Below are 19,224 nucleotides of genomic sequence, written 5' to 3' on the forward strand. Positions count from 1 at the left end.
CCGGCGATGGGTGCGGGGCGGATCGCTCCCCTTGTCCGGCCGCGCGCGCGGTCGCCAGACTCCGGGGTGCCCGTGCGCCTGCGCCCCGCCACCCTCGCCGACGTCCCCCTGCTCCGCCGGTGGGACGACGATCCGGACGTGGTGAGCTCGGACCCGAACGACGACTGGCACTGGGAGGAGGAGCTGGCGCAGGTGCCCGACTGGCGCGAACCGATGATCGCCGAGGAGGACGGGCGGCCGATCGGGTTCCTCGACATCATTGACCCGCACCGCGAGACGTCCCGCTACTGGGGCGATGTGCCCCCCGGCCTCCGCGCGATCGACATCTGGATCGGGGCGCCCGCGGATCGTGGTCGCGGGCTCGGGACCGAGATGATGCAGCTGGCGATCGCGAAGTGCTTCGCGACGCCCGACGAGACGGCGATCGTGATCGACCCGCTCGCGTCGAACGTGCGCGCGATCGCGTTCTACGCGCGACTGGGCTTCGTGGCGGTCGAGCGGCGCTGGTTCGGCGCGGACGATTGCCTGGTGATGCGACTCGCCCGCTGAGGCCTCACTCGGTGCACGCCCAGCCCGCCGGGTGCGCCTGGGTGGGGATGGCGTATCCGGTGCGCGGGAGCACGTCGATCGCGCCCAGCACCAGCCCCCACAACACGAGCAGCAGCGAGAGCGTGTGGGCCTTGGCCGCGCGATGCCGCCACGTCCAGATGCTCGACCACGTCCCGGCGACGACGAGCGCCACGACCGCGCCGAGATAACCCGCGAGCCCGAGCCCGCAACGCGCCGAGTAGGGCCAGAACACCATGCCGACCCCGAGCGCGACCGCGAGCGAGAGCCGCGCGAAGACGCCGAAGGTCGAGGTCGTCGCCTGCATCCCCACGGCCTGCGCCTTCGCCGCGGGGGTCGGCGCGCCCTTGGTCGGGAACATCGCCTCGTCGCTCACTCGCTCCATCTGCTTGTCGATCTTCTTGAGTTCCTCGTCCCAGTTCTTGTCGCTCACGCGTGCTCCCGCGCCAGGCCATGGCGCTCGATCTTCTTGTAGAGGTTCGAGCGCGGCATGTCGAGCGCACGCGCCGTCTCGGCGACGTTCCAGTCGTACTGCCGCAGCTTCACCTGCAGGAAGGCCCGCTCGGCGGCGAGCTTGAACTGCTCCCAGGTCGCGTACTGCTCGAGCCCCGCGAGCACGCCATCCGGTGCGCCCGCCCGCGCGCCGACGAGACGGTCGACATCGGCCGCGGTCACGCGCGGTCCCTGCGCGAGGATCAACAGGCGCTCCACCGTGTTGCGCAGTTCGCGCACGTTGCCCGGCCAGTCGTGCGCCGCGAGCTGCTCCACCGCCGCGGGCTCCAGCGGCTTGGGCGGCACCTGCCCCTCGGCGGAGAGTCGCGTCACGAAGTGCTGCACGAGCATCGGGATGTCCTCCCGCCGCTCGCGCAACGCCGGGACGGTGATGGGCACCACGTTGAGGCGATAGTAGAGGTCCTCGCGGAAGCGGCCCTCGCGGATCTCGTCCTCGAGCCGCTTGTTGGTCGCGGCGACGACGCGGACGTCGACCTTGCGCACCTTGTTCCCGCCGATGCGCGTCACCTCGCCCTCCTGCAGCACGCGCAGCACCTTCGCCTGCGCCGAGGCGGACATGTCGCCGATCTCGTCGAGGAAGAGCGTGCCCCCGTCGGCCTGCTCGAACTTGCCGGCGCGGTCGGCGATCGCCCCGGTGAACGAGCCCTTCATGTGCCCGAACAGCTCGCTCTCGATGAGTTCGCTCGGGATCGCCGCGCAGTTGACCTCGATGAACGGCCCCGTGGCGCGCGGGCTCTGCGCATGCACGGCGCGCGCGACGAGCTCCTTGCCGGTGCCGTTCTCGCCGGTGACGAGCACGCGCGCCTGGGTCCCCGCGACGCGGCCGATCTGGTCCACGAGGGAACGGATCGCCTGCGACCGTCCGACGATCTCGCCGTGCTTCTCCACCTTCGCCCGGAGCCGCTCGTTCTCCTCGCGCAGGTCGAGGTGCCCGATCGCGTTGCGCAGCGTGACGAGGATGCGGTCGGTGTCGAGCGGCTTCTCGAGGATGTCGTACGCGCCGAGGTTGGTCGCGGCCACGGCGTCCTGGATGCTCGCGTGCCCGGAGATCATCACGACGACCGCGGCGGGATCGTGCGCCCGGAGCCGCTTCAGCGTCTCGAGGCCGTCGATCCCCGCCATCTTCACGTCGAGGAAGGTGAGCTGCGGATGGAAGCTCTCGTACATCGAGAGCCCCTCCTTGCCGCTCGAGACCGCCCGCACCTCGTACCCCTCGTACTCGAGGAGCTGCGAGAGCGCGGCGCGGATCCCCGGCTCGTCATCGACGATCAGGACCTTCCGGCTCATTCGGTCTTCTTGTAGAGCGTCACCTTGCCGTTCTGCAGGCGCAGGTCGACGACGTCATTCGGGAGCGTGACCGGCAATCCGTCCGTCGCGAGGCTGTCGGGACGGGCGCCGGGGCTCCAGCGCCGGACGAGCGCGCCGACCACCGATCGCGGCACCTCGATGTTGCGCACCGCGACCTCCTTCAGGCGGAACTGCGCGAGCCCCGGCCGCACCGCGGAGAGCGTGCCGCCCACGAGGAGCGGCTCGGTGTCCTTGAACAGCCGCGCCACGGGCCCGAGCGCATCCTTCCCGCCGATGTCGGAGAGGCGGATGCGCGTGCGGATGTAGAGCTTGCCGTTCTCGACGATCGCCTGGGTCGCGGTGTCCTGCTTCGCGACCTCGCTCAGCGCCGAGCCGAGCACGTAGGCGGCGAACTCGGAGGCGGTGAGGGTGACGTAGGCCGGCCCGCCGCGGCGGCCGAGCGCGGCGATGCGCTCCTTCGCGCGCGCGCCGCCGGCGGGCGTGATCGGCTTCCACCCCGCCGTGTCGGCGGGCGCCTCGACCGCGATCGCCTGCTTCGCCTTGGGCATCCACCGGTCCCGCGTGTACCACGCGGCCGCGCCGATCGCGGCGAGGACCAGCAGACACCCCATCCTGAACATGAACTTGAACATCAGTCGCCCCCCGGGAGGATCCCGGCCAGCACGTTGAGCCCACCCGAGCGGAAGCCGCGCGGATCCACCTCCACCTCGGTGAAGCCGGCGGCGCGCACCGCCGCCTCGAGCCGCGCGCGCGCGTCCCCCACGCTCCAATACGTCCGCGGCCCGGGGTCGAGTTCCACCTTCGCGAGGTCCCCGAAGTAGCGCACGCGCAGGTTCCCCTCGATGCCGAGCGCCCGCAGCGCCGCTTCCGCCTCCTCCACGCGCCGCAGGCGCAGCGAGGTCACCGCGGTGCCGTACGGCAGCCGCGAGCTCAGGCAGGGCGACGACGGCTGGTCCCACGTGGGGATGCCGCGCGCCGCCGAGCGCGCGCGGATCTCGTCCTTGGTGAACCCGAGTTCGGCGAGCGGCGAGTGGACCCCGCGCTCACGCGCCGCCTGTGCCCCGGGCCGATGGTCCCCGAGGTCGTCGGCGTTGGTCCCGTCCACGACGACGGCCAGCCCGCGCGCCGCGGCGATCGGTGCCAGCCGGCCCCAGAGTTCGCTCTTGCAGAAGTAGCAGCGGTTCACCGGGTTCGCGGCGTAGCGCGGATCGTTCATCTCGTCGGTGTCGACCTCGAGCACCGGCACGCCGAAGCGATCCGCGACCTCGCGCGCGCGCGCCCACTGCGCGGCCGGATAGGACGCGCTGCGCCCGATCACCGCGAGCGTGCGCTCCGCCCCGAGCGTCTCGAGCGCGACGCAGGCGAGATACGCCGAGTCCACGCCGCCCGAGAAGCCGATGAGCGCGGAGCCATGGGCGCGGAACCAGTCGGCGAGGCGCGATTCCTTGGCGACCGCGTCGGCGGCGATATCGGGGGAGGGCATCGCGAGAAAGCTATTGCCCCCCTCGCGATGTGGCAGGCCGAGGCGGGCGATCGGACGCCGCGCCGCGAGCGCCGCCCGTGGGCGCGGCCCGTGGGCGCGGCCCGTGGGCATCTCACCCCGGATCGACCGCGGGCCGGAACATGAGCGCCTCCGCGATGGCGCCGGGCTCGATGCGCTCCTCGCCGACGAGATCACCCACCGTCCGCGCGACGCGCAGCGTGCGATGATAGGCGCGCGCCGAGAGCTTGAGGCGCTCCGCGGCGGTGGAGAGGAGGTCGCGCGCCCCGTCGGTGAGGCCGCCATGCGCCTGGAGCCAGCGCCCCGGCGCGTCGGCGTTGGAGAGGATGCCGGGCAGCACACGATAGCGCTCCCGCTGACGCGCGCGGGCGGCCGCCACGCGCGCCCGGATCGTCGCGGAGGTCTCCTCGCGCGCTGCCGCACCGAGGTCGGCGAGCGCCACCGCACCGACGCGCACGTGCAAGTCGATGCGATCGGCGAGCGGTCCCGAGAGGCGACCGCGATAGCGCGCGATGTCGGCCGCCGAGCATCGGCAGCGACCGGTCGCATCGCCATCGAAGCCGCAGGGACACGGGTTCGCCGCGCCGATGAGGAGGAACCGCGCCGGGAAGGCGACCGCGTGCGCCGCGCGGGCGATGACCACGCGCGCATCCTCGAGCGGCTGGCGCATGGCATCGAGCACGTACCGCGGGAGCTCGAGCATCTCGTCGAGGAAGAGCACGCCGCGGTGGGCGAGACTCACCTCGCCGGGCCGCGGTCCCGGCCCTCCGCCGATCAGGCCGGCGAGCGAGATGGTGTGATGCGGCGCCCGGAAGGGCGGCATGCGCACCGGTGCGGCCCCCGCCGGGAGGATCCCGCCGACGGAATGGATGGCCACGACCTCGAGCAGCGCGTCGTCATCGAGCGGCGGCAGGATCGACGTCAGCCGCCGCGCGAGCATCGTCTTCCCCGCCCCGGGCGGGCCGACGAGGAAGGCATTGTGCCCGCCCGCCGCGGCGAGCTCGAGCGCGCGCTTCGCGATGCGCTGCCCCACGACCTCGGCGAAGTCGGTGTCCGGTGCGGGATCGTCCGGCGCCGGGGCCACCGGGGCGTCGGGGAGGCGACCGGCGCGCAGCGCGTCGACGAGCTCCGCGAGCGTGCGGCAGGGGGCGAGTCGCACGTCGCGCAGCAGCGCCGCCTCATTCGCGTTCGCGGCGGGAAGGACGAGCGCGCGGGCGTCGGTGTCGCGCGCGGCACGCGCGAGAGGCAGCGCACCGCGGATGGGGCGCACCGTCCCATCGAGACCGAGCTCACCGGCGAAGAGCAACCCGTCGGCCGCCGCGGCGTCGAGCTGTCCGCTCGCGACGAGGACGCCGATCGCGACCGGCAGGTCGAAGGCCGTGCCCTCCTTCCGGACATCGGCGGGCGAGAGGTTCACCGTCCAGCGTCGCGGGGGAAGCGTGAATCCGGCGTTGACGAGCGCCGCGCCGACGCGCTCGCGCGCCTCCTTCACCGAGCCGGAGGGCAGGCCGACCATGGTCCAGCCCGGAAGGCCGGGTGCGGCGTCGACCTCGACGGTGACGGCGAAGGCCTCGATGCCGAGGACGGCGGCGGAGCGGATGGCGGAGAGCATGCGCGAAGATCGGGGTATCACGCGGAGGATCGTCACCGCCCCATCGCCGACCGGTTCGGATCCCCGCGGGCCGCGACGGCCGCGTCTCTTCCACCCGATGCACCCTCACCCTAGCTTCGAGCCATGCGCCGCCCTGCCCTCCTGCTGCTCGCGCTCGTCCTCGTTGTCGGCGTGCCGCGCGCGGCGCAGGCGCAGCGGGCCGGGTCGTACCTCGCGATGCGCATCGACAACGCGCCGCTCCCGCTCGCCGACCGGGTCACCGACGACGACGGCACGACCTATCTCGTGGAGTTCGAGCGGCTGGTGCTCTCGCTGCGCTCGGGGAACCGCTTCCGCGCCGCGGTGCGGTTCAAGCGCACGCTGAGCACCTCGGGCGCCCGCAGCCGGCAGGCACCCATCCAGTCGATGACGGTGACGGGGCGCTATGAGGTGACCGGCACCTCGATCCGCTTCCTCGCCGACTCGTCGAGCGAGATGCGGGGGGTGCGCATGCTCGACGGCACCGTCGAAGGGCCGCAGCGCATCTCCGTGCCGTTCGACTACCGCAACGGTGCGGTGGAGCGGAAGCGCGTGCTCAAGCTCGAGTTCCGAGGGGACATCCTGTGATCCGACCCGTCCGCATCCACCGCCGGCTGGCGCGCGCCGCCAGCGGCCTGCTCCTGCTCGGCGTCGCCGCGTGCGCGAGCGCTGGCGGCACGACGCTTCCGGCCGCCGTCGTGCCGCGCGTCGAGCCCGAGCTCGCGACGCCGCCCGACACCGCGACGATCGCCGCCGCCGACTCGGTGCTCGTCCGCTTCGTCACGAGCAAGGGCGACTTCGAGGTGATGCTGCGGAAGGAGTGGGCCCCGCTCGGCGCCGTGCGGGTGGGACAGGTCGTCGCGAGCGGCTACTACGACGGTGCGCGCTTCTTCCGCGCCTTGCGCGGGTTCGTCATCCAGTGGGGCATCCCCGCCGACACCGCGCGGCGCCGCGAGTGGAGCGCGCGCATCCAGGACGACCCGGTGCGCGAGAGCAACCGGCGCGGCACGGTCACCTTCGCCGCCGGCGGCGCGAACACGCGGACGGCGCAGCTCTTCGTGAACCTGCGCGACAATGCGCGCCTCGATGCGACGAGCTTCGCGCCGGTGGGCGAGGTCGTGCGCGGAATGGAGGTCGTCGATCAGCTCCACACCGGTTACGGGGAGGGCGCCCCCGCGGGACAGGGCCCGACGCAGCAACGCATCGGCGCCGAAGGGGAGCCGTATCTCGCCAAGGATTTCCCGCTGCTCGACCGCATCGTCCGCGCGCGCGTCGTGCGGGTCTACGGCCCCGCCGCGCGCTAGCGTCCGCGCGGGCGATCGCGCTCAGCGGGCCTCACGCGGTCACCGCGCGGACTTCGCCTTCGTCTTCCGTCCCTTGGTCGCGCTCGCCCGCCCGGAGCGGTAGCGCTCCTTGGTCTGCTCCCGCTCGCGACGCGCCTTGGCCCTCTTGCGCGCCGCGGCACGCTGGCGCTTCTCGAACTCCGACTTGGGCTCCATGATCGACCCGCGGCAGGAGCGCGTGCCGCACAGGCACCGGTACTTCCGCTCGTCATGCTCGGTCTCGTCCCCGCTCCGCTCGTACCCGTAGTCGTACGCGAGTTCCTCGCCCACCGCGATGTCGCGCAGCGCGAAGATGAACACGCGGCCGCGATCGATCTCGGTCTCGCAGTTGGGCTCGCAGGAGTGATTGATGTAGCGCGACTCGTTCCCGCCGTGCGTGGCGTCGATCACCGTGCGGCTCGACACGGTGAAGAGGAACGTGTGGTGCTCCTCCATCGCATCGTCATCGTACCGCTCGTCGGCGAGCGGATGCGGGATGCGCTCACCGACGTACTCGATGATGCGCTCGCCCTTCCGGATGGGACGGATCGCGAACGCGCCCTTGCCGGCGAGCGACGACGAACGGACTTCGAACGGGAGTGACTTGGTCATGGCGCGAATACTAATCGCACCCGTCCGGTGCATTGAAGCGGGTCAGCGCAGGATCGGCGTCCCGATCTCGAGCCCCGCGTACCAGTTGCGTCCCGGCGCCGGCTCGAAGACGCGGCCCCCGAACCCGTTGAGCGAGATCGCCCCGACGTAGCGCGTGTCGAGCGCGTTCTGCACCGCGACGAAGGGCTCCACATGCCGTCCACCCCACGTCCCGCGCCATGTGGCGCGCAGGTTCAGCTGGCCACGCCCCCAGTCGTCCACGCGCACCGTGTTGGCGTCGTTCCCCCATGCCGGTCCCTGCCACGACTGCTCCATATCGAACGAGAAGCCGCGCGCCGTCGCCAGGAGGGCCAGCCGCCACGTGCGCTCCGGCACCCCTGCCAACCGGTTGCCGTCGAGCGTGTCGAGCGCCGGCGCCGGCAGCGACGCACTCGGCACCGCGTAGTCCGTGAAACGGTAGTCCGCGATGGTGTACGCCCCGCGCGCCGTGAGCCAGTCGGTCACCGCGCCGGTCAGGCCGAGTTCCGCCCCGCGGTTCCGTGTGCGCCCCGCATTGCGGAAGAAGGCGCGACCGCCGACCTCGAGGAACTGCACGATCGCATCGCGCGCCCCCGACTCGAAGACCGCGACCTCGTAGGTCAGGCGCGCCCCCACCCGTCCGCGCGCACCGAGTTCGAGCGAACGGATCCGCTGCGGCCCGAGCGAGCCGTTGAACCCGCCCGCCCCGTCCTCACGCGCGTTGAGCTCCGTCGTCGTCGGCGTCTCGAACGCGCTCGCGACGTTCGCGTACGGCGCGAACGCGTCGGCGATCCGCCACACGACGCCCGCATGCCCGCTCGCCGCGGTCATCGTGCGCGCCCCGCTGTCGTCGTCGCCGTCGCCGAGGAACTCGTCCGCCACGCGGAAGCCGATCCGGTCCCATCGTGCCCCCACGCTCACCGTCAGGCGCTCCGCCGGGTCGAACTGGAGCTGCGCCGACGGCCCGACGCTCGTGACGGTCTCGCCCTGCCTGACGAACACCGTATCGGTCGGCAGCGCGGTGCGGCCTCCGGTCGTGCGCTGGTTGGTGCGCGTGTCGTGCGAGCGTTGCAAGTCGAGCCCCACGGAGAGCCTGGGGCGCCACGCCCCCGCGAGCGCGCGCGATCCGTCGAGCCGGAGCCCGGTCACGCGCCGGTCGATGAGCCCGCGCGTTCCGTTCGTCGCCCCCGCCGGAGCCGGCGGTGCGGTCGCGAGCGGGTTGTCCACGAAGCGCCGCTGGCCGTAGACCGAGGCACTCCAGGTCGTCGCGGCATCCCCGCCGTGCGCGCGCAACGAGAGGAACCGCTGGGAGACGGCGCGGCGCGCGCCGCGTCGCACGTTGTTCAACGCCGCGCTGTCCGGCACCGCCAGGTACTCCGCGAGCGTCAGCGCGCCGGGATTGAGCGCGAGCGGCGTCTCGGCCGTCCCCGCGCGCAGCGAGAGGGTCACGCCGTCGCCGAGGGCGTGATCGACGGCGCCGGTCAGTTGTCGCGTATCGGCCTGGCTGTTCTGCCGGAACCCGTCGAGGGTGGTGCGCGACACGGAGAGCGCACCGACGCTTGACGCCGTGCGCCCGCTCGCGCGGAGCTGGAGCTTCGACATGCCGAAGCTGCCGGCCGTCGCGCGGACCGTCGCGCCGAGTCGGTCGGGTGCGGCGAGGTCGGTGGTGAAGGAGAGCACGCCGCCCGACCCGTTGCCGTAGAGCGACGAGGCCGCGCCGCGGAGCACTTCCACGCCGCCGATCGCGGCGAGGTCGATGTTCGTGAGCTGGCTCTGTCCGTCGGGGAGCGACTGCGGCACCCCGTCGAGCAGGACCTTCACGCCCCGGAGCCCGAAGTTCGCGCGGCTGCCGGCGCCGCGGATGGAGAGGCGTTGATCGATCGCGTAGTTGTACCGGTTGGACACGACGACGCCGGGAATGCTCGCGAGGGCCTCGTCGATGCCGAGCGTCGCCTGCCCGCGCCGCAGCGCCCGCGCATCCTGCGTCGCGACGGCCCACGGCGTCCGGTCGTCGGTGGCCGGCGCACGGGTGACCTCCACGCGCATGGGGACCAGCGCCTGCGCGCGCTGGGCGGCGCGCGCCGAGTCGGCACCGAGGGAGTCGGCGCGCGAGGGCGCCGGCCGGACCTGGGCGATGAGGGGCGCGGCGAGGACGAACAGCGCCGCGAGCACGACCGCGACAGGCTGCCGCATGGGGGATCCGGTGAGGGCCAGGGGGACGATCAGTTCGCGGACGACGGCGGCTGCCGGCGCAGTGCGGCGGCCACGCGCCGCACCGCCCGGTTCAGCGCACCACCGCCGCGCCGCTCGGCGCGCTCGAGCGCCTTCACCACATGACGCCACGACGCGCGCATCACCTCCGCATCGTGGAACCGGTCCTGCGGATCGGCCGCGAGCGCGCGCTTGAGCCAGGTGCGCAGCACCTCGGGGAACTCGTCGAGGTCGATCGTGCCCGCGAGCTGCGCCGCGAGGATCGCGCGGCCGTCCCCGCCCTCGAAGGGCGCGCGCCCGGTGAGCACGAAGTGCACGATCGCGCCGACCGCGAACAGGTCCGTGCCCTGCCCCTGCTCCTCGCCGAGCAACTGTTCGGGCGCGGCGAAGGCGGGGGTGCCCGACGCGCCCGCCGCGCGGGCCCCCATCGCGTGCGCGATGCCGAAGTCGGCGATGCGCCAGCGACGATACCGATCGATCAGGATGTTCTCGGGCTTGAGGTCGCGATGGATGATCCCGTTCGCGTGCGCGACCGCGAGGCCGTCGAGCACCGCGTCGACCTGCGGGGCGATCTCGGCGAAGGTGAGCGGTCCCGACCGCTTCACGAGGTCGGCCACCGAGCCCTCCTCCTCGAGCTCCATGATGTACCAGTTCACGTCGCCCTTCGAATCCCACGCGAAGATCGGCACGATCGCCGGATGCTGGAGCTGCGCGGCGAGCTGCGCCTCGCGCCGGAAGCGTCCCACGGCGCTCGCGTTCCGCGCGACGGTGGGGTGGAGCATCTTGAGCGCGACCTCGCGCTCGAGCGAGAGGTCGCGGACGCGCCACACGGAGCCGTAGGTGCCGGCGCCGAGCGGCGCGAGCACCTCGTAGTCGTCGCCGGTCGCCCAGCGGAGCCGGTCCTCCTCGCTGAGGGCCGTGTGCTCGCCGCTCGCCTGCTCGGCGCCCGGGAACGCGAGCGAGGTCGTGCCGGAGATGCGCTCGATGCGCCGCAGCATCCCCGCGATGCTCTTGAAGCGATCGCCCGGCGCGGTCGCGAGCATCTGGTCCACGAGTTCGGCGACGGTCGCCGGGCAATCCGGACGCACGAGGCGGATCTCGGGGATGTTCCCCGCCTGCGGCACCTCGCCGGTGAGCAGGGCGAACGCGATCGCCCCGAGCTGCCACTGGTCCGACGCCGGGGTCGGGAGCCATCCCCCCTGCCAATCGGGCGGCTGCGGCGTCCAGCGCCGGTCGGGCATCACGCCGGGCGGGATCTCGTCGCGCGGGACCGCCCACTGCCAGCCGAGCATCCAGGTACGCCCCGTCGGCGTGAGGTAGGTGTTGTCCGGCGCGATCGCCCCGTGGACGCTGCCGGAGTCGTGCAGGTACGCGAGCGCCGATCCCACCGACCGGATGATGCGCAGGGCGAACGGCACCGTCTCCGCGCCGCTGCGCTTGAGGCGTTCGCCCACCGTCTCGCCGGTGATCCAGCGCCGCAGATAGCCCGGCCCGCGGCGGCTCCCGGCGTGCATCTGCCAGAAGTGGTAGGTCGTCGGGATCATCGGGTGGCTGCGATGCGCGAGCGCCCTCGCCTCGCGGAAGAGCCAGGCATGATGCGCCGGATCGGGCGCGGTCACGAGCGCAAGCGAACGCCCGAGCGCGTCCCGGATCTCCTGCGCATGACGATAGGGCGTGTACACGCCGCTGCTCCCCCACCGCCAATCCGGAGGGAGCAACCAGCCTTCCAGATGGGCGGGGATCCCGCTGGAGTGGCGGTTCGGCCCGGTCAAGTCAGGATCGTGCATGCCGGGCGGAAGTTACTCAGTGCGACGGGGGCGGAGCCAGCCGGACGCGGATCACCGTCCCTCGTCCGAGCTCGCTCTCGGCGGTGATCGCACCGCCCCATCCTTCGACGAGCCGCCGGCTCACCGCGAGGCCCAGCCCGCTCCCGCTCGTCCGCGTCGAGAAGTGCGGCTCGAAGATGCGCGGCAAGAGGTTCGGCGCGATGCCGACCCCGTCGTCGCGGACCGAGACCTCCACGCTCCCGTCGACGTGGACCGCCACCACGAGCCCGATCCGCGTCGCCCGCGCGAGCCGCGCATTCTCGAGCAGGTTGAGCAGCACCTCGCGCAGTTCGCGGTCGCGCCCCGCCGCCAGCGCCTCGCGGTCCGGGATCGTCTCCTCCCACGTGATCCCCTCCTGCCCCATCCGCTCCAACTCGAGCACGTCCCGCGCCACGCGCGCCACGTCGGTCCGCTCGGCGGGCGCATCGGCGACCGGCGCCGTGCCATATCGACTGAAGGCCCGCGCGATCTCGTCGAGACGGTCGATCTCCGCCAGCACGCGCGCCGTGTTCTCCTCGAGCACGCGGTCGAAGTCCACGCGTCCGTCTCGCCGCGCGCGACGGAGGTGCTGCATGCCGAGCCGGATGGGCGTGAGCGGGTTCTTGATCTCGTGCGCCACCTGGCGAGCCATCTCGCCCCACGCGAGCACGCGCTCGGCGCGCGCCACCTCGGTCACGTCGTCCACGGTGATGACCGCCCGCCGCGCCCCCGCCGCGAGCCGCGCGACGCGCACCTGCAGGCGACGGCCCATCCGCTCCACCTCGAAGTCGGCCTCCTCGTCCGCGGCGTCCAGGAAGGCGAGCAGCCGCGCGTCGATCTCGGCCCCCAGGCGCGGAGCGAGCGCGATGCCGGCCGGGAGCGTGGCCCCGAGGATCGACTCGGCTCGCGGATTGGCGAACGTGACACGGCCCTGATCGTCCACCGCGACCACCCCGCTCGCGACGTTCCGGAGCGTCGCCGCCAGGCGCCGTTCGGCGGTCTCGAGGGCCGCGCGGCTCTCGGCCAGGTCGGTCGTCATGGTGCGGAACGCGCTGAACACCGGCGTGAACTCCACCGGCGGGTCGGCATCGAGCGCCGGGGGCGTCGCGCCGCGCGCGAGCGCGAGCGCGTTCGCCTGCAGCGCGCGGATGGGCTGCGAGAGCTGTCGGGCGCCCGCCCCGCTCGCCCAGAGCGCGGCGATGCCGCCGAGCGCGAGCGCGAACAGCAGGAAGACCGCCAGGTCGTTGCGCCGGCGGTCGAGGAGCCGCTCATCCAGCCGCGCCGGCGCGGCGAGCACCCACTGCACCCCGTACGCGTCGGTCTCCGCACGGTAGCCGAGGCGCACCGCACCGGGCCCGAGGTCCTCTTCGCGCCCAGCGGTCGGCTGGTCCCCCTCGGCCAGGGTCCGCGCCACGCCGGGGGGCAGGAGCCGGCCCACGGGAGCCAGCGCATCGAGGAGCGGATCGCTCGTTCCGACGAGCAAGCCGTCCGCGTAGAGGAAGAGCGGCGTGTCGAAGCGGGCGGCCGCCTGCGCGAGCAGCACCGAGTCCGTGGAGGCCGCCACGCCGCGCAGCGTCTCGCGGACGAGCAGGTCCCGCGACTCGCGGTCGTCGGCCTGCACGCGCTGGAAGGACCACACGCCGAGGAGGGCGGACGGCACGACGAAGGCGCCGAAGAGGGCGACCGACAGCCGCACCCGGAAGCTGTGCAGCACGTCGCGTCGCCGCATGCGCCACCAGCGCCACGCCGCGCCGTCGGCCGAGACGATCAGCAGCCAGATCGCGCCGAGGACCGTGAGATCGATGAGGACGAGCAGCGCGCCGCGGGTGACGAGCGCGTCGAAGCGCCGGAGTTCCACCGTCCCGTGCACGCGGCGCCGCATCCCGCCGGCCGCGGGGAGCAGCCAATCGCCGTGGAGCTCGTTCCCCTCGCGCCACCACCGCCCGCCCCGCGGCGTCTCCGGCGCGCCGGGGTCCGCGAACTCGCCCAGACGCAGCGTGTAGGGGGGCTCGGGGGTGGGCGGCGGCGGGAAGCCGAGGAAGGCCCCGAACGCGTCCGGCGGGACGAGCGCGCTCCGTGGCGCGAGGACGACCGTCGTCACCGTGCCGTCGAGATGCGGCTGCGCCAGCACCACGTGCGTGCCCGGCTCACCCGGCACCTCGCGGAGGATCCGGCCGCCGCGCGTCCGCGCCTCGTCGGCGAGGACGTTCACCCCGGCAGTGCCGCTCCCGCGTCCGACGCGCAGCTCGGCCATCGGCGTGCCGTCGGGGGCCCACGTGGCGACCTCCACGGGCAACTCCGCTCCCGCGAGATCCGAGGTCGCGAACCGCGAGAGGACCTCCACGCGCGAGCGCGCCGCGGTGGCGACGTCGAGCGCGTCCGCATAGCGCTCCAGCAGCACCGCGGAGGTCGGGTCCGGTGTGGAGAGTCCGTGCACGTCCTCCGACGCCAGTTGCACCCGATCGCGCACGGTGGAGAACCAGGCGAGGGTGACGGCACCACAGGCCGCGACGACGGCCACCGACGCGACGATCGCGCGCGCGCGCCGGGTGAAGGCGAGCGCGGCGATGGCGAGGATCCAGAGGGCGGGATGCAGCGCGGGAAGACGCCCGGGCGCCTCGAGCACGATCGGCGTCGAGAGGGCCGCGACGGCCGCGATGACCGGTGCGATCCAGGCGGCGATGCCGCGACGCGTCCCCGAGAGCGCGGCACGGCCGGCGGTCACGCCGAGCAGGAGCACCGTCACCGCGGCGAGGAACAGCGTCACCTGCCAGGAGAGCCAGAGGCCGAGCGACGCACCGATCGTCGGCACGTTGATCCCGCGCGCGAGGTCCCGCAGGACGAACGGCCCCGCGGTCGCGACGAGGAGAACGCCGGCCAGTGCCTGCGTCCGCGAGCGCGGACGGAAGCCGGCGCGGAGCGCCGATAGCAGTCCGAGGAGGAGCAGCCCGCTGGTGATCGCGAGGGCACCGGCGTTCGCCGTGAAACGGCCACCCGCCCCGACGAAATAGAAGGTCGGGTCGAACAGCGGCCACCGGTTCGAGAAGCTCGAGAGCGGGACGAACGCGACCGCGCCGAAGGCGACGGCGAGGACCGCGAATCGCCCGCCCAGCCCGATGTCCCGACGCCACGCGACCGCGAGGAGCAGGAGGCCCAGCACGGCGAGCATCGCCGCGCCGCGCGTGACGGCCCGCTCCCGCGCCTCATGCGCGAGCGCGTCGGCCGGCGGCACGAGCGCGCGCGCCGCGAGCATCGGTTCGTCGCCGACGGTGAGGACCACGGCCCGCGGCACCGAGGCCGCCGCCCCCGCGCCGCCGTACGCGAAGCCCGTCACCCCGACCGCACTCGCGACTCGCAGGTCGAGCGGCAGGCTCAGTTCCGACGCCGGCCGCTGCGCGTGGAGCAGGACGGAGGCGATCGCGCTCTGCGTGCCCTTGGTCGCGACCGCGTAGATCACCACATGGAAGGGCGTCGCGACCACCCCGACCGGGCCGGGGAGCGAATCCACCGGCACGAGCAGGCGGCCGGCCCACGCGAACGGCCGTCCCGAGTCCGCGACGATCACCGAACGGTCGTCCGGCCCGGCGACGAGCGCGGCGAGCGCATCGAACGCGCCTGCCTCGCGCGACGGCACCAGCAGCGCCGCCTGGGCGATGCGCGTCAACTCGAGCCCCGCGGTCCGCACGGCCTGCTCGAGCCGGGTCGTCGCCTCCGCCTCGAGTGCGGCGCGGACCGAATCGGGCGCCCGTTCGAGCCGCGCGAGGCGCGCCTCATGCACGCCGGCGCTGATCACGAAGGCGAGGCACGTCGCCGTGAACGCCACGCGACGCCGCCAAGCCAGCGCCCGGGCGCGCCACGTGAGCACCAGCAGCACGAGCGTCACGGCGGCGAAGGAGGCCGCCACTGCGGGGGACGGTTCGCGCAGCCATCGGGCGCCGACGAGGAGGCCCAACGATGCGGCCACGAGCCACGTATCCCATGGACCGCGAAGTCGACGGGACGAGGGCTCGGAGGGACCGGGGACGGGCATCACGTCGGGATAATACCCGCCGCGGTGGTCCACAGGCGACCGCAGGACACGACCCGGGTACATTTCCTCCATGCGCATCCCGCGTCTCGTCTCCGTCCTGGCCGGCGGTCTTCCCTGCCTGCTCGCCGCCGCGGTGCTGCCGGCCCAGGTGGCGGTGGTCGACGAGGGGATCTTCACGATCTCCATCGCCGGCGAGCGGGTCGGACGCGAGGACTTCTCGATCCGGCGCAACGTGGCCGATGGCGGCTACATCGCTCAAGGGAACGTCCTTCGGACCGAGGGCCGTTCATCTGTGGTCCTGTCGACCGATTCCGCCGGATCGCCGTTCCGCTTCCAGATCGAGCGCTTCGTCGCGGGGCGGCGGGTGGAGAGCACCTCCGGCGAGTACCGCCGCGGTCTCTGGTCGGGGCGCACGGTCGGTCCGGCCGGGGAGTCGGGGCGCGAATTCCGGCTCCCGGACGTGGTATTGGCGGCGGACGACGGCGTGATCCACCACGCCTGGTTCCTCCTCCGGTTCCTGCGGGGCGGACCGCAGCTGGTCCTCCGCCCGCGGGGGTTGGTCGTGCGACCGATGGTCGTCGAATCGCAGGGGCCGGATTCGGTCCTCTTCGGGCTCGACGTGTACGACGCGGAACGGTGGCTCGTCCGCGATGGGATCGGTGGTCCGGTGCTGCGCGAGGTCTGGGTGGATGCCCAGGGTCGCCTGCTCCGGGTCCGGATCCCGGCGGCGGACCTCGAGGCCACGCGCGACGAGGCACCGCCGGAAGCACCTCGTGAAACCTCGCCGCCGGCGGGGGCGTACGAGGGGCCAGAACCCCTCTTTACAGGATTCGGACTTGATGCGTGCGCTGTGGCGGGCGACCCTGCTCCTCGTGGTGGCGATGCCGGTGGCGGCCCAGGCGGGCCGGCCGACGTTGACGCTGACCGAGGCGCTGGAGATCGCCAAGAAGAACAACCCGACCTACCTGCAGTCGATCACGGGGCGCACGCGGGCGGCCGCCTCGCTCCGGTCGGCGTACGGGCAGCTGCTCCCTAGCGCCGACGTCAGCGCCAGCGCGAGCTATCGCGAGGGCCGCCCGCAGTTCTTCGGCGGCGTCGCGTTCGGTGCGACCTCCGACATCGTCTCCTCGAGCTGGAACCTGCAGGGGAGCATGCAGCTCAGCCTCAACACGCTGGCGCAGATCAAGCGCGCCAACGCGTCCATGGATGCGGCGGATGCCGACGTCGAGGCCGCGCTCTTCCAGCTGCGGAACGGCGTGACCGCGCAGTTCCTGCTCGCGCTGCAGACCCAGGCACGCGCCGCCCTGCAGGACACGCTCGTGGTCCAGCAGCGGCTCCAGCTCGAACTCGCCCAGGCCCGCGCGGGCGTGGGATCGGCGACCTCCCTCGACGTGAAGCGGGCCGAGGTGGGGCTCGGGACGCAGCAGGTCGCGGCCCTCCGGGCCCGCAACACCGCGGCGGTCGCCCGGCTCCAGCTCTTCCAGCAGCTCGGCGCCCCGATGCCCGAGGACGTCGTGCTCACCGCTGACCTCCCGGTGTCCGCGCCGACGCAGAGCGTGGCCGACCTCCTCGCGATGGCGAAGGTCGCGAACCCGAACCTGCGGGCCTTCCAGGCGCGCGAGCGGGTCGCCGAGGCCGGCGTGAAGTCGGCCCGCAGCGCCTACACGCCGTCACTCTCGCTGTCCGGTTCCGTCGGCGGCGTCGCGCAGACCCAGACCGACGTCACGGACAACGATGCGGTCGCCCAGGCGATCGCGACCCGCGACTCGCGGGTGGCGAGCTGCCTCTCGACCGACTCGCTCCGCGTCGGCGCGGGACTCGGCAGCATCGCGCCGCAGTGCGCCGCGATCCCGCCGGTGAACGTCGCGGCCATCCGCGACGCCAACAACACCTTCCCCTTCGGGTTCACGCGCAATCCGTACAGCCTCTCGCTCGGCATCTCGCTCCCCTTGTTCGACGGGTTCGGGCGCGAGCAGCGGTTGCAGGAGGCCAACGCGAGCCGGACCGACGCGCGGTACAACACGCGCCGGCAGGAGCTCGCGATGACCGCCGACGTCACGTCGGCGCGGGTCACGCTGCAGGCGGCGTTCGATGCCGTCGAGCTGCAGACCCGGAACGCCGCGACGGCGCGCGAGGCGCTGCAGCTGGCCGAGGAGCGGTACCGCGTCGGGGCCAACACCTTCGTGGACCTCACGACGGCGCGCGGGGAGTACGAACGCGCCGAGACCGACCGCATCGATGCGATCTATGAATTCCACCGGGCGTACGCGGCGCTGGAAGCGGCCGTCGGACGCACCCTTCGCTGAGCTGAGGAGCCATGAGCAAGAAGATGAAGTGGGGGATCGCCGCGGTCGCCGTGATCGGCATCGTCGGGATGATCGCCGTGAACGCCGCCGGTGGTGACAAGGGGACCGAGGTCCGCATCGAGGAGGTGTCCAAGCAGGATCTGGTCGCCTCGGTGACGGCCAGCGGGCAGGTCATCCCGCGCACCAAGGTCGACCTCTCCGCCGACATCACCGGCCGCATCACGCGGCTCTCGGTGAAGGACGGCGACATGGTGCGCGAGGGGCAGTTCCTCCTCCAGATCGACCCGCAGCAGTACGAGGCGCAGGTGCAGCGCGCCGAGGCGGCGCTCGCGAACGCGCGGGCGAGCCTCGCGCAGTCGCGCGCCAACCTGCTGCAGGCGCAGCGCAACCTCGAGCGGCTCGAAGGCATCCGCCGCACGAATGCCACGCTCGTCTCCGGCCAGGAGCTCGAGCAGGCGCAGACGCAGCTCGAGGTGAACAAGGCGCTCGTGGAGGCCGCGGAGGAGAACGTGAAGCAGGCCGACGCGTCGCTGAAGGACGCGCGCTACCAACTCTCCCGCACCACCATCTACGCCCCGATGTCCGGCCGCGTGACGCGCCTCAACGTCGAGCTCGGCGAGACGGCGATCATGGGCACGCTCAACAAGGACGCCGCGACGCTGCTCACCATCAGCGACATGAGCGTCCTCGAGACGAAGGTGAAGGTCGACGAGACCGACGTCAGCCGCATCGCCCTCGGCGACTCGGCGGTCATCCAGATCGACGCCTTCCCCGACACCACGTTCATCGGCCGGGTGGTCGAGATCTCCAACAGCTCGGTCAAGGGCGCCACGGCGTCGACGACCGACCAGGCGATCGACTACGAGGTGACCGTCCGCATCCTGAACCCGCCGGCCGAGACGCGCCCCGACTTCTCGTCGACCGCGAAGATCGTGACCGACACCCGGGCGCAGGCGCTGGCGATCCCGATCATCGCGCTGACCGTTCGCGAGGACTCGGCCCTGAAGCAGACCGACGCCGCGCCGAACGCCGTCGCCGCGCCGGCCGTGCAGGTGGGCAAGCGGGACGTCGAGGGCGTGTTCGTCGTGGGCGCCGACAACAAAGTGACCTTCCGCCCCGTAAGGGTGGGGATCGCAGGTGAGAAGTACTTCGAGGTGCTGAGCGGGCTCGAGCCCGGCGAGCGCATCGTGGCCGGCACCTATCAGGCGATCCGCGAACTCAAGGACCAGCAGCTCGTTCGCGAGACCCCAAAGGAGGCGGCCGACCCCAAGGCCGCGAAGACCCCGTGACCCAGCACATCGAAGAAGCGCCGCTCAACACCACCGCCGAGCGTCAGGCCGTCGTCGGCAGCGCGGGCGCCGCGCCGTCGAAGGAGTGGGTGATCGTCACCCGCGGCCTCAA

14 protein-coding genes are annotated in these 19,224 nt (G+C 73.0%); 5 read left to right on the top strand and 9 right to left on the bottom strand.

What is annotated here, in order from left to right; translation table 11 throughout:
• The first annotated feature begins 6 nt into the window (after window positions 1-6).
• Window positions 7-549, top strand: a complete 543-nt coding sequence (locus IPJ78_06900; GenBank protein MBK7906274.1) for a GNAT family N-acetyltransferase — start codon at window positions 7-9, stop codon at window positions 547-549.
• 4 nt (window positions 550-553) lie between these two features.
• Here the strand turns inward: IPJ78_06900 and IPJ78_06905 are convergent, their stop codons facing one another.
• The 5 genes from IPJ78_06905 to IPJ78_06925 form a co-directional block, all read right to left on the bottom strand.
• Complete coding sequence (locus tag IPJ78_06905; GenBank protein MBK7906275.1) at window positions 554-1,000, bottom strand: hypothetical protein; 447 nt, start codon at window positions 998-1,000, stop codon at window positions 554-556.
• The gene (locus IPJ78_06910) at window positions 997-2,367 is read right to left on the bottom strand and encodes a sigma-54-dependent Fis family transcriptional regulator (protein MBK7906276.1); all 1,371 of its coding nucleotides are present in this window, start codon (window positions 2,365-2,367) and stop codon (window positions 997-999) included. The genes IPJ78_06905 and IPJ78_06910 overlap by 4 nt, the downstream gene beginning before the upstream one ends.
• Complete coding sequence (locus IPJ78_06915; GenBank protein MBK7906277.1) at window positions 2,364-3,020, bottom strand: hypothetical protein; 657 nt, start codon at window positions 3,018-3,020, stop codon at window positions 2,364-2,366. Before IPJ78_06915 ends, IPJ78_06910 begins: the two co-directional genes overlap by 4 nt.
• Complete coding sequence (gene larE / locus IPJ78_06920; protein MBK7906278.1) at window positions 3,020-3,871, bottom strand: ATP-dependent sacrificial sulfur transferase LarE; 852 nt, start codon at window positions 3,869-3,871, stop codon at window positions 3,020-3,022. Before larE ends, IPJ78_06915 begins: the two co-directional genes overlap by 1 nt.
• A 112-nt stretch (window positions 3,872-3,983) precedes the next feature.
• Window positions 3,984-5,501, bottom strand: a complete 1,518-nt coding sequence (locus tag IPJ78_06925; GenBank protein MBK7906279.1) for a YifB family Mg chelatase-like AAA ATPase — start codon at window positions 5,499-5,501, stop codon at window positions 3,984-3,986.
• 123 nt (window positions 5,502-5,624) lie between these two features.
• On the opposite strand from IPJ78_06925, the gene IPJ78_06930 reads away from it, so the two are divergent.
• Window positions 5,625-6,107, top strand: a complete 483-nt coding sequence (locus IPJ78_06930; protein ID MBK7906280.1) for a hypothetical protein — start codon at window positions 5,625-5,627, stop codon at window positions 6,105-6,107.
• Between the two features lie 218 nt (window positions 6,108-6,325).
• On the top strand, window positions 6,326-6,823 hold the full coding sequence (locus IPJ78_06935) for a peptidylprolyl isomerase (protein MBK7906281.1): 498 nt from the start codon (window positions 6,326-6,328) through the stop codon (window positions 6,821-6,823).
• Window positions 6,824-6,862: 39 nt separating this feature from the next.
• Here IPJ78_06935 and IPJ78_06940 read toward each other — a convergent pair whose 3' ends face one another.
• Genes IPJ78_06940 through IPJ78_06955 form a run of 4 tightly spaced genes read right to left on the bottom strand, consistent with a single transcriptional unit; the run spans window position 6,863 to window position 15,451 of the window.
• A complete protein-coding gene (locus IPJ78_06940; GenBank protein MBK7906282.1) occupies window positions 6,863-7,453 on the bottom strand; it encodes an SET domain-containing protein-lysine N-methyltransferase in 591 nt (196 codons plus the stop codon).
• A 42-nt stretch (window positions 7,454-7,495) separates the two neighbouring features.
• Window positions 7,496-9,664: a TonB-dependent receptor gene (locus IPJ78_06945; protein ID MBK7906283.1), complete on the bottom strand. Its 2,169-nt coding sequence runs from the start codon at window positions 9,662-9,664 to the stop codon at window positions 7,496-7,498.
• Between the two features lie 29 nt (window positions 9,665-9,693).
• Complete coding sequence (locus tag IPJ78_06950) at window positions 9,694-11,469, bottom strand: protein kinase (protein ID MBK7906284.1); 1,776 nt, start codon at window positions 11,467-11,469, stop codon at window positions 9,694-9,696.
• Between the two features lie 16 nt (window positions 11,470-11,485).
• Window positions 11,486-15,451, bottom strand: a complete 3,966-nt coding sequence (locus tag IPJ78_06955) for a PAS domain-containing protein (protein MBK7906285.1) — start codon at window positions 15,449-15,451, stop codon at window positions 11,486-11,488.
• Window positions 15,452-16,356: 905 nt separating this feature from the next.
• On the opposite strand from IPJ78_06955, the gene IPJ78_06960 reads away from it, so the two are divergent.
• The gene (locus IPJ78_06960) at window positions 16,357-17,823 is read left to right on the top strand and encodes a TolC family protein (protein ID MBK7906286.1); all 1,467 of its coding nucleotides are present in this window, start codon (window positions 16,357-16,359) and stop codon (window positions 17,821-17,823) included.
• An 11-nt stretch (window positions 17,824-17,834) separates the two neighbouring features.
• On the top strand, window positions 17,835-19,112 hold the full coding sequence (locus tag IPJ78_06965) for an efflux RND transporter periplasmic adaptor subunit (protein MBK7906287.1): 1,278 nt from the start codon (window positions 17,835-17,837) through the stop codon (window positions 19,110-19,112).
• The last annotated feature ends 112 nt before the right edge of the window (window positions 19,113-19,224 follow it).

Source organism: Gemmatimonadota bacterium, assembly GCA_016714015.1.
Classification (GTDB): domain Bacteria; phylum Gemmatimonadota; class Gemmatimonadetes; order Gemmatimonadales; family Gemmatimonadaceae; genus Pseudogemmatithrix.

Excerpts from the sequence above, each read along its gene's own strand:
- IPJ78_06900 (MBK7906274.1), top strand. The coding sequence starts at position 7 with ATGGGTGCGGGGCGGATCGCTCCCCTTGTCCGGCCGCGCGCGCGGTCG.
- IPJ78_06910 (MBK7906276.1), bottom strand. The coding sequence starts at position 2,367 with ATGAGCCGGAAGGTCCTGATCGTCGATGACGAGCCGGGGATCCGCGCC.
- IPJ78_06915 (MBK7906277.1), bottom strand. The coding sequence starts at position 3,020 with ATGTTCAAGTTCATGTTCAGGATGGGGTGTCTGCTGGTCCTCGCCGCG.
- larE (MBK7906278.1), bottom strand. The coding sequence starts at position 3,871 with ATGCCCTCCCCCGATATCGCCGCCGACGCGGTCGCCAAGGAATCGCGC.
- IPJ78_06925 (MBK7906279.1), bottom strand. The coding sequence starts at position 5,501 with ATGCTCTCCGCCATCCGCTCCGCCGCCGTCCTCGGCATCGAGGCCTTC.
- IPJ78_06930 (MBK7906280.1), top strand. The coding sequence starts at position 5,625 with ATGCGCCGCCCTGCCCTCCTGCTGCTCGCGCTCGTCCTCGTTGTCGGC.
- IPJ78_06935 (MBK7906281.1), top strand. The coding sequence starts at position 6,326 with ATGCTGCGGAAGGAGTGGGCCCCGCTCGGCGCCGTGCGGGTGGGACAG.
- IPJ78_06940 (MBK7906282.1), bottom strand. The coding sequence starts at position 7,453 with ATGACCAAGTCACTCCCGTTCGAAGTCCGTTCGTCGTCGCTCGCCGGC.
- IPJ78_06945 (MBK7906283.1), bottom strand. The coding sequence starts at position 9,664 with ATGCGGCAGCCTGTCGCGGTCGTGCTCGCGGCGCTGTTCGTCCTCGCC.
- IPJ78_06950 (MBK7906284.1), bottom strand. The coding sequence starts at position 11,469 with ATGCACGATCCTGACTTGACCGGGCCGAACCGCCACTCCAGCGGGATC.
- IPJ78_06960 (MBK7906286.1), top strand. The coding sequence starts at position 16,357 with ATGCGTGCGCTGTGGCGGGCGACCCTGCTCCTCGTGGTGGCGATGCCG.
- IPJ78_06965 (MBK7906287.1), top strand. The coding sequence starts at position 17,835 with ATGAGCAAGAAGATGAAGTGGGGGATCGCCGCGGTCGCCGTGATCGGC.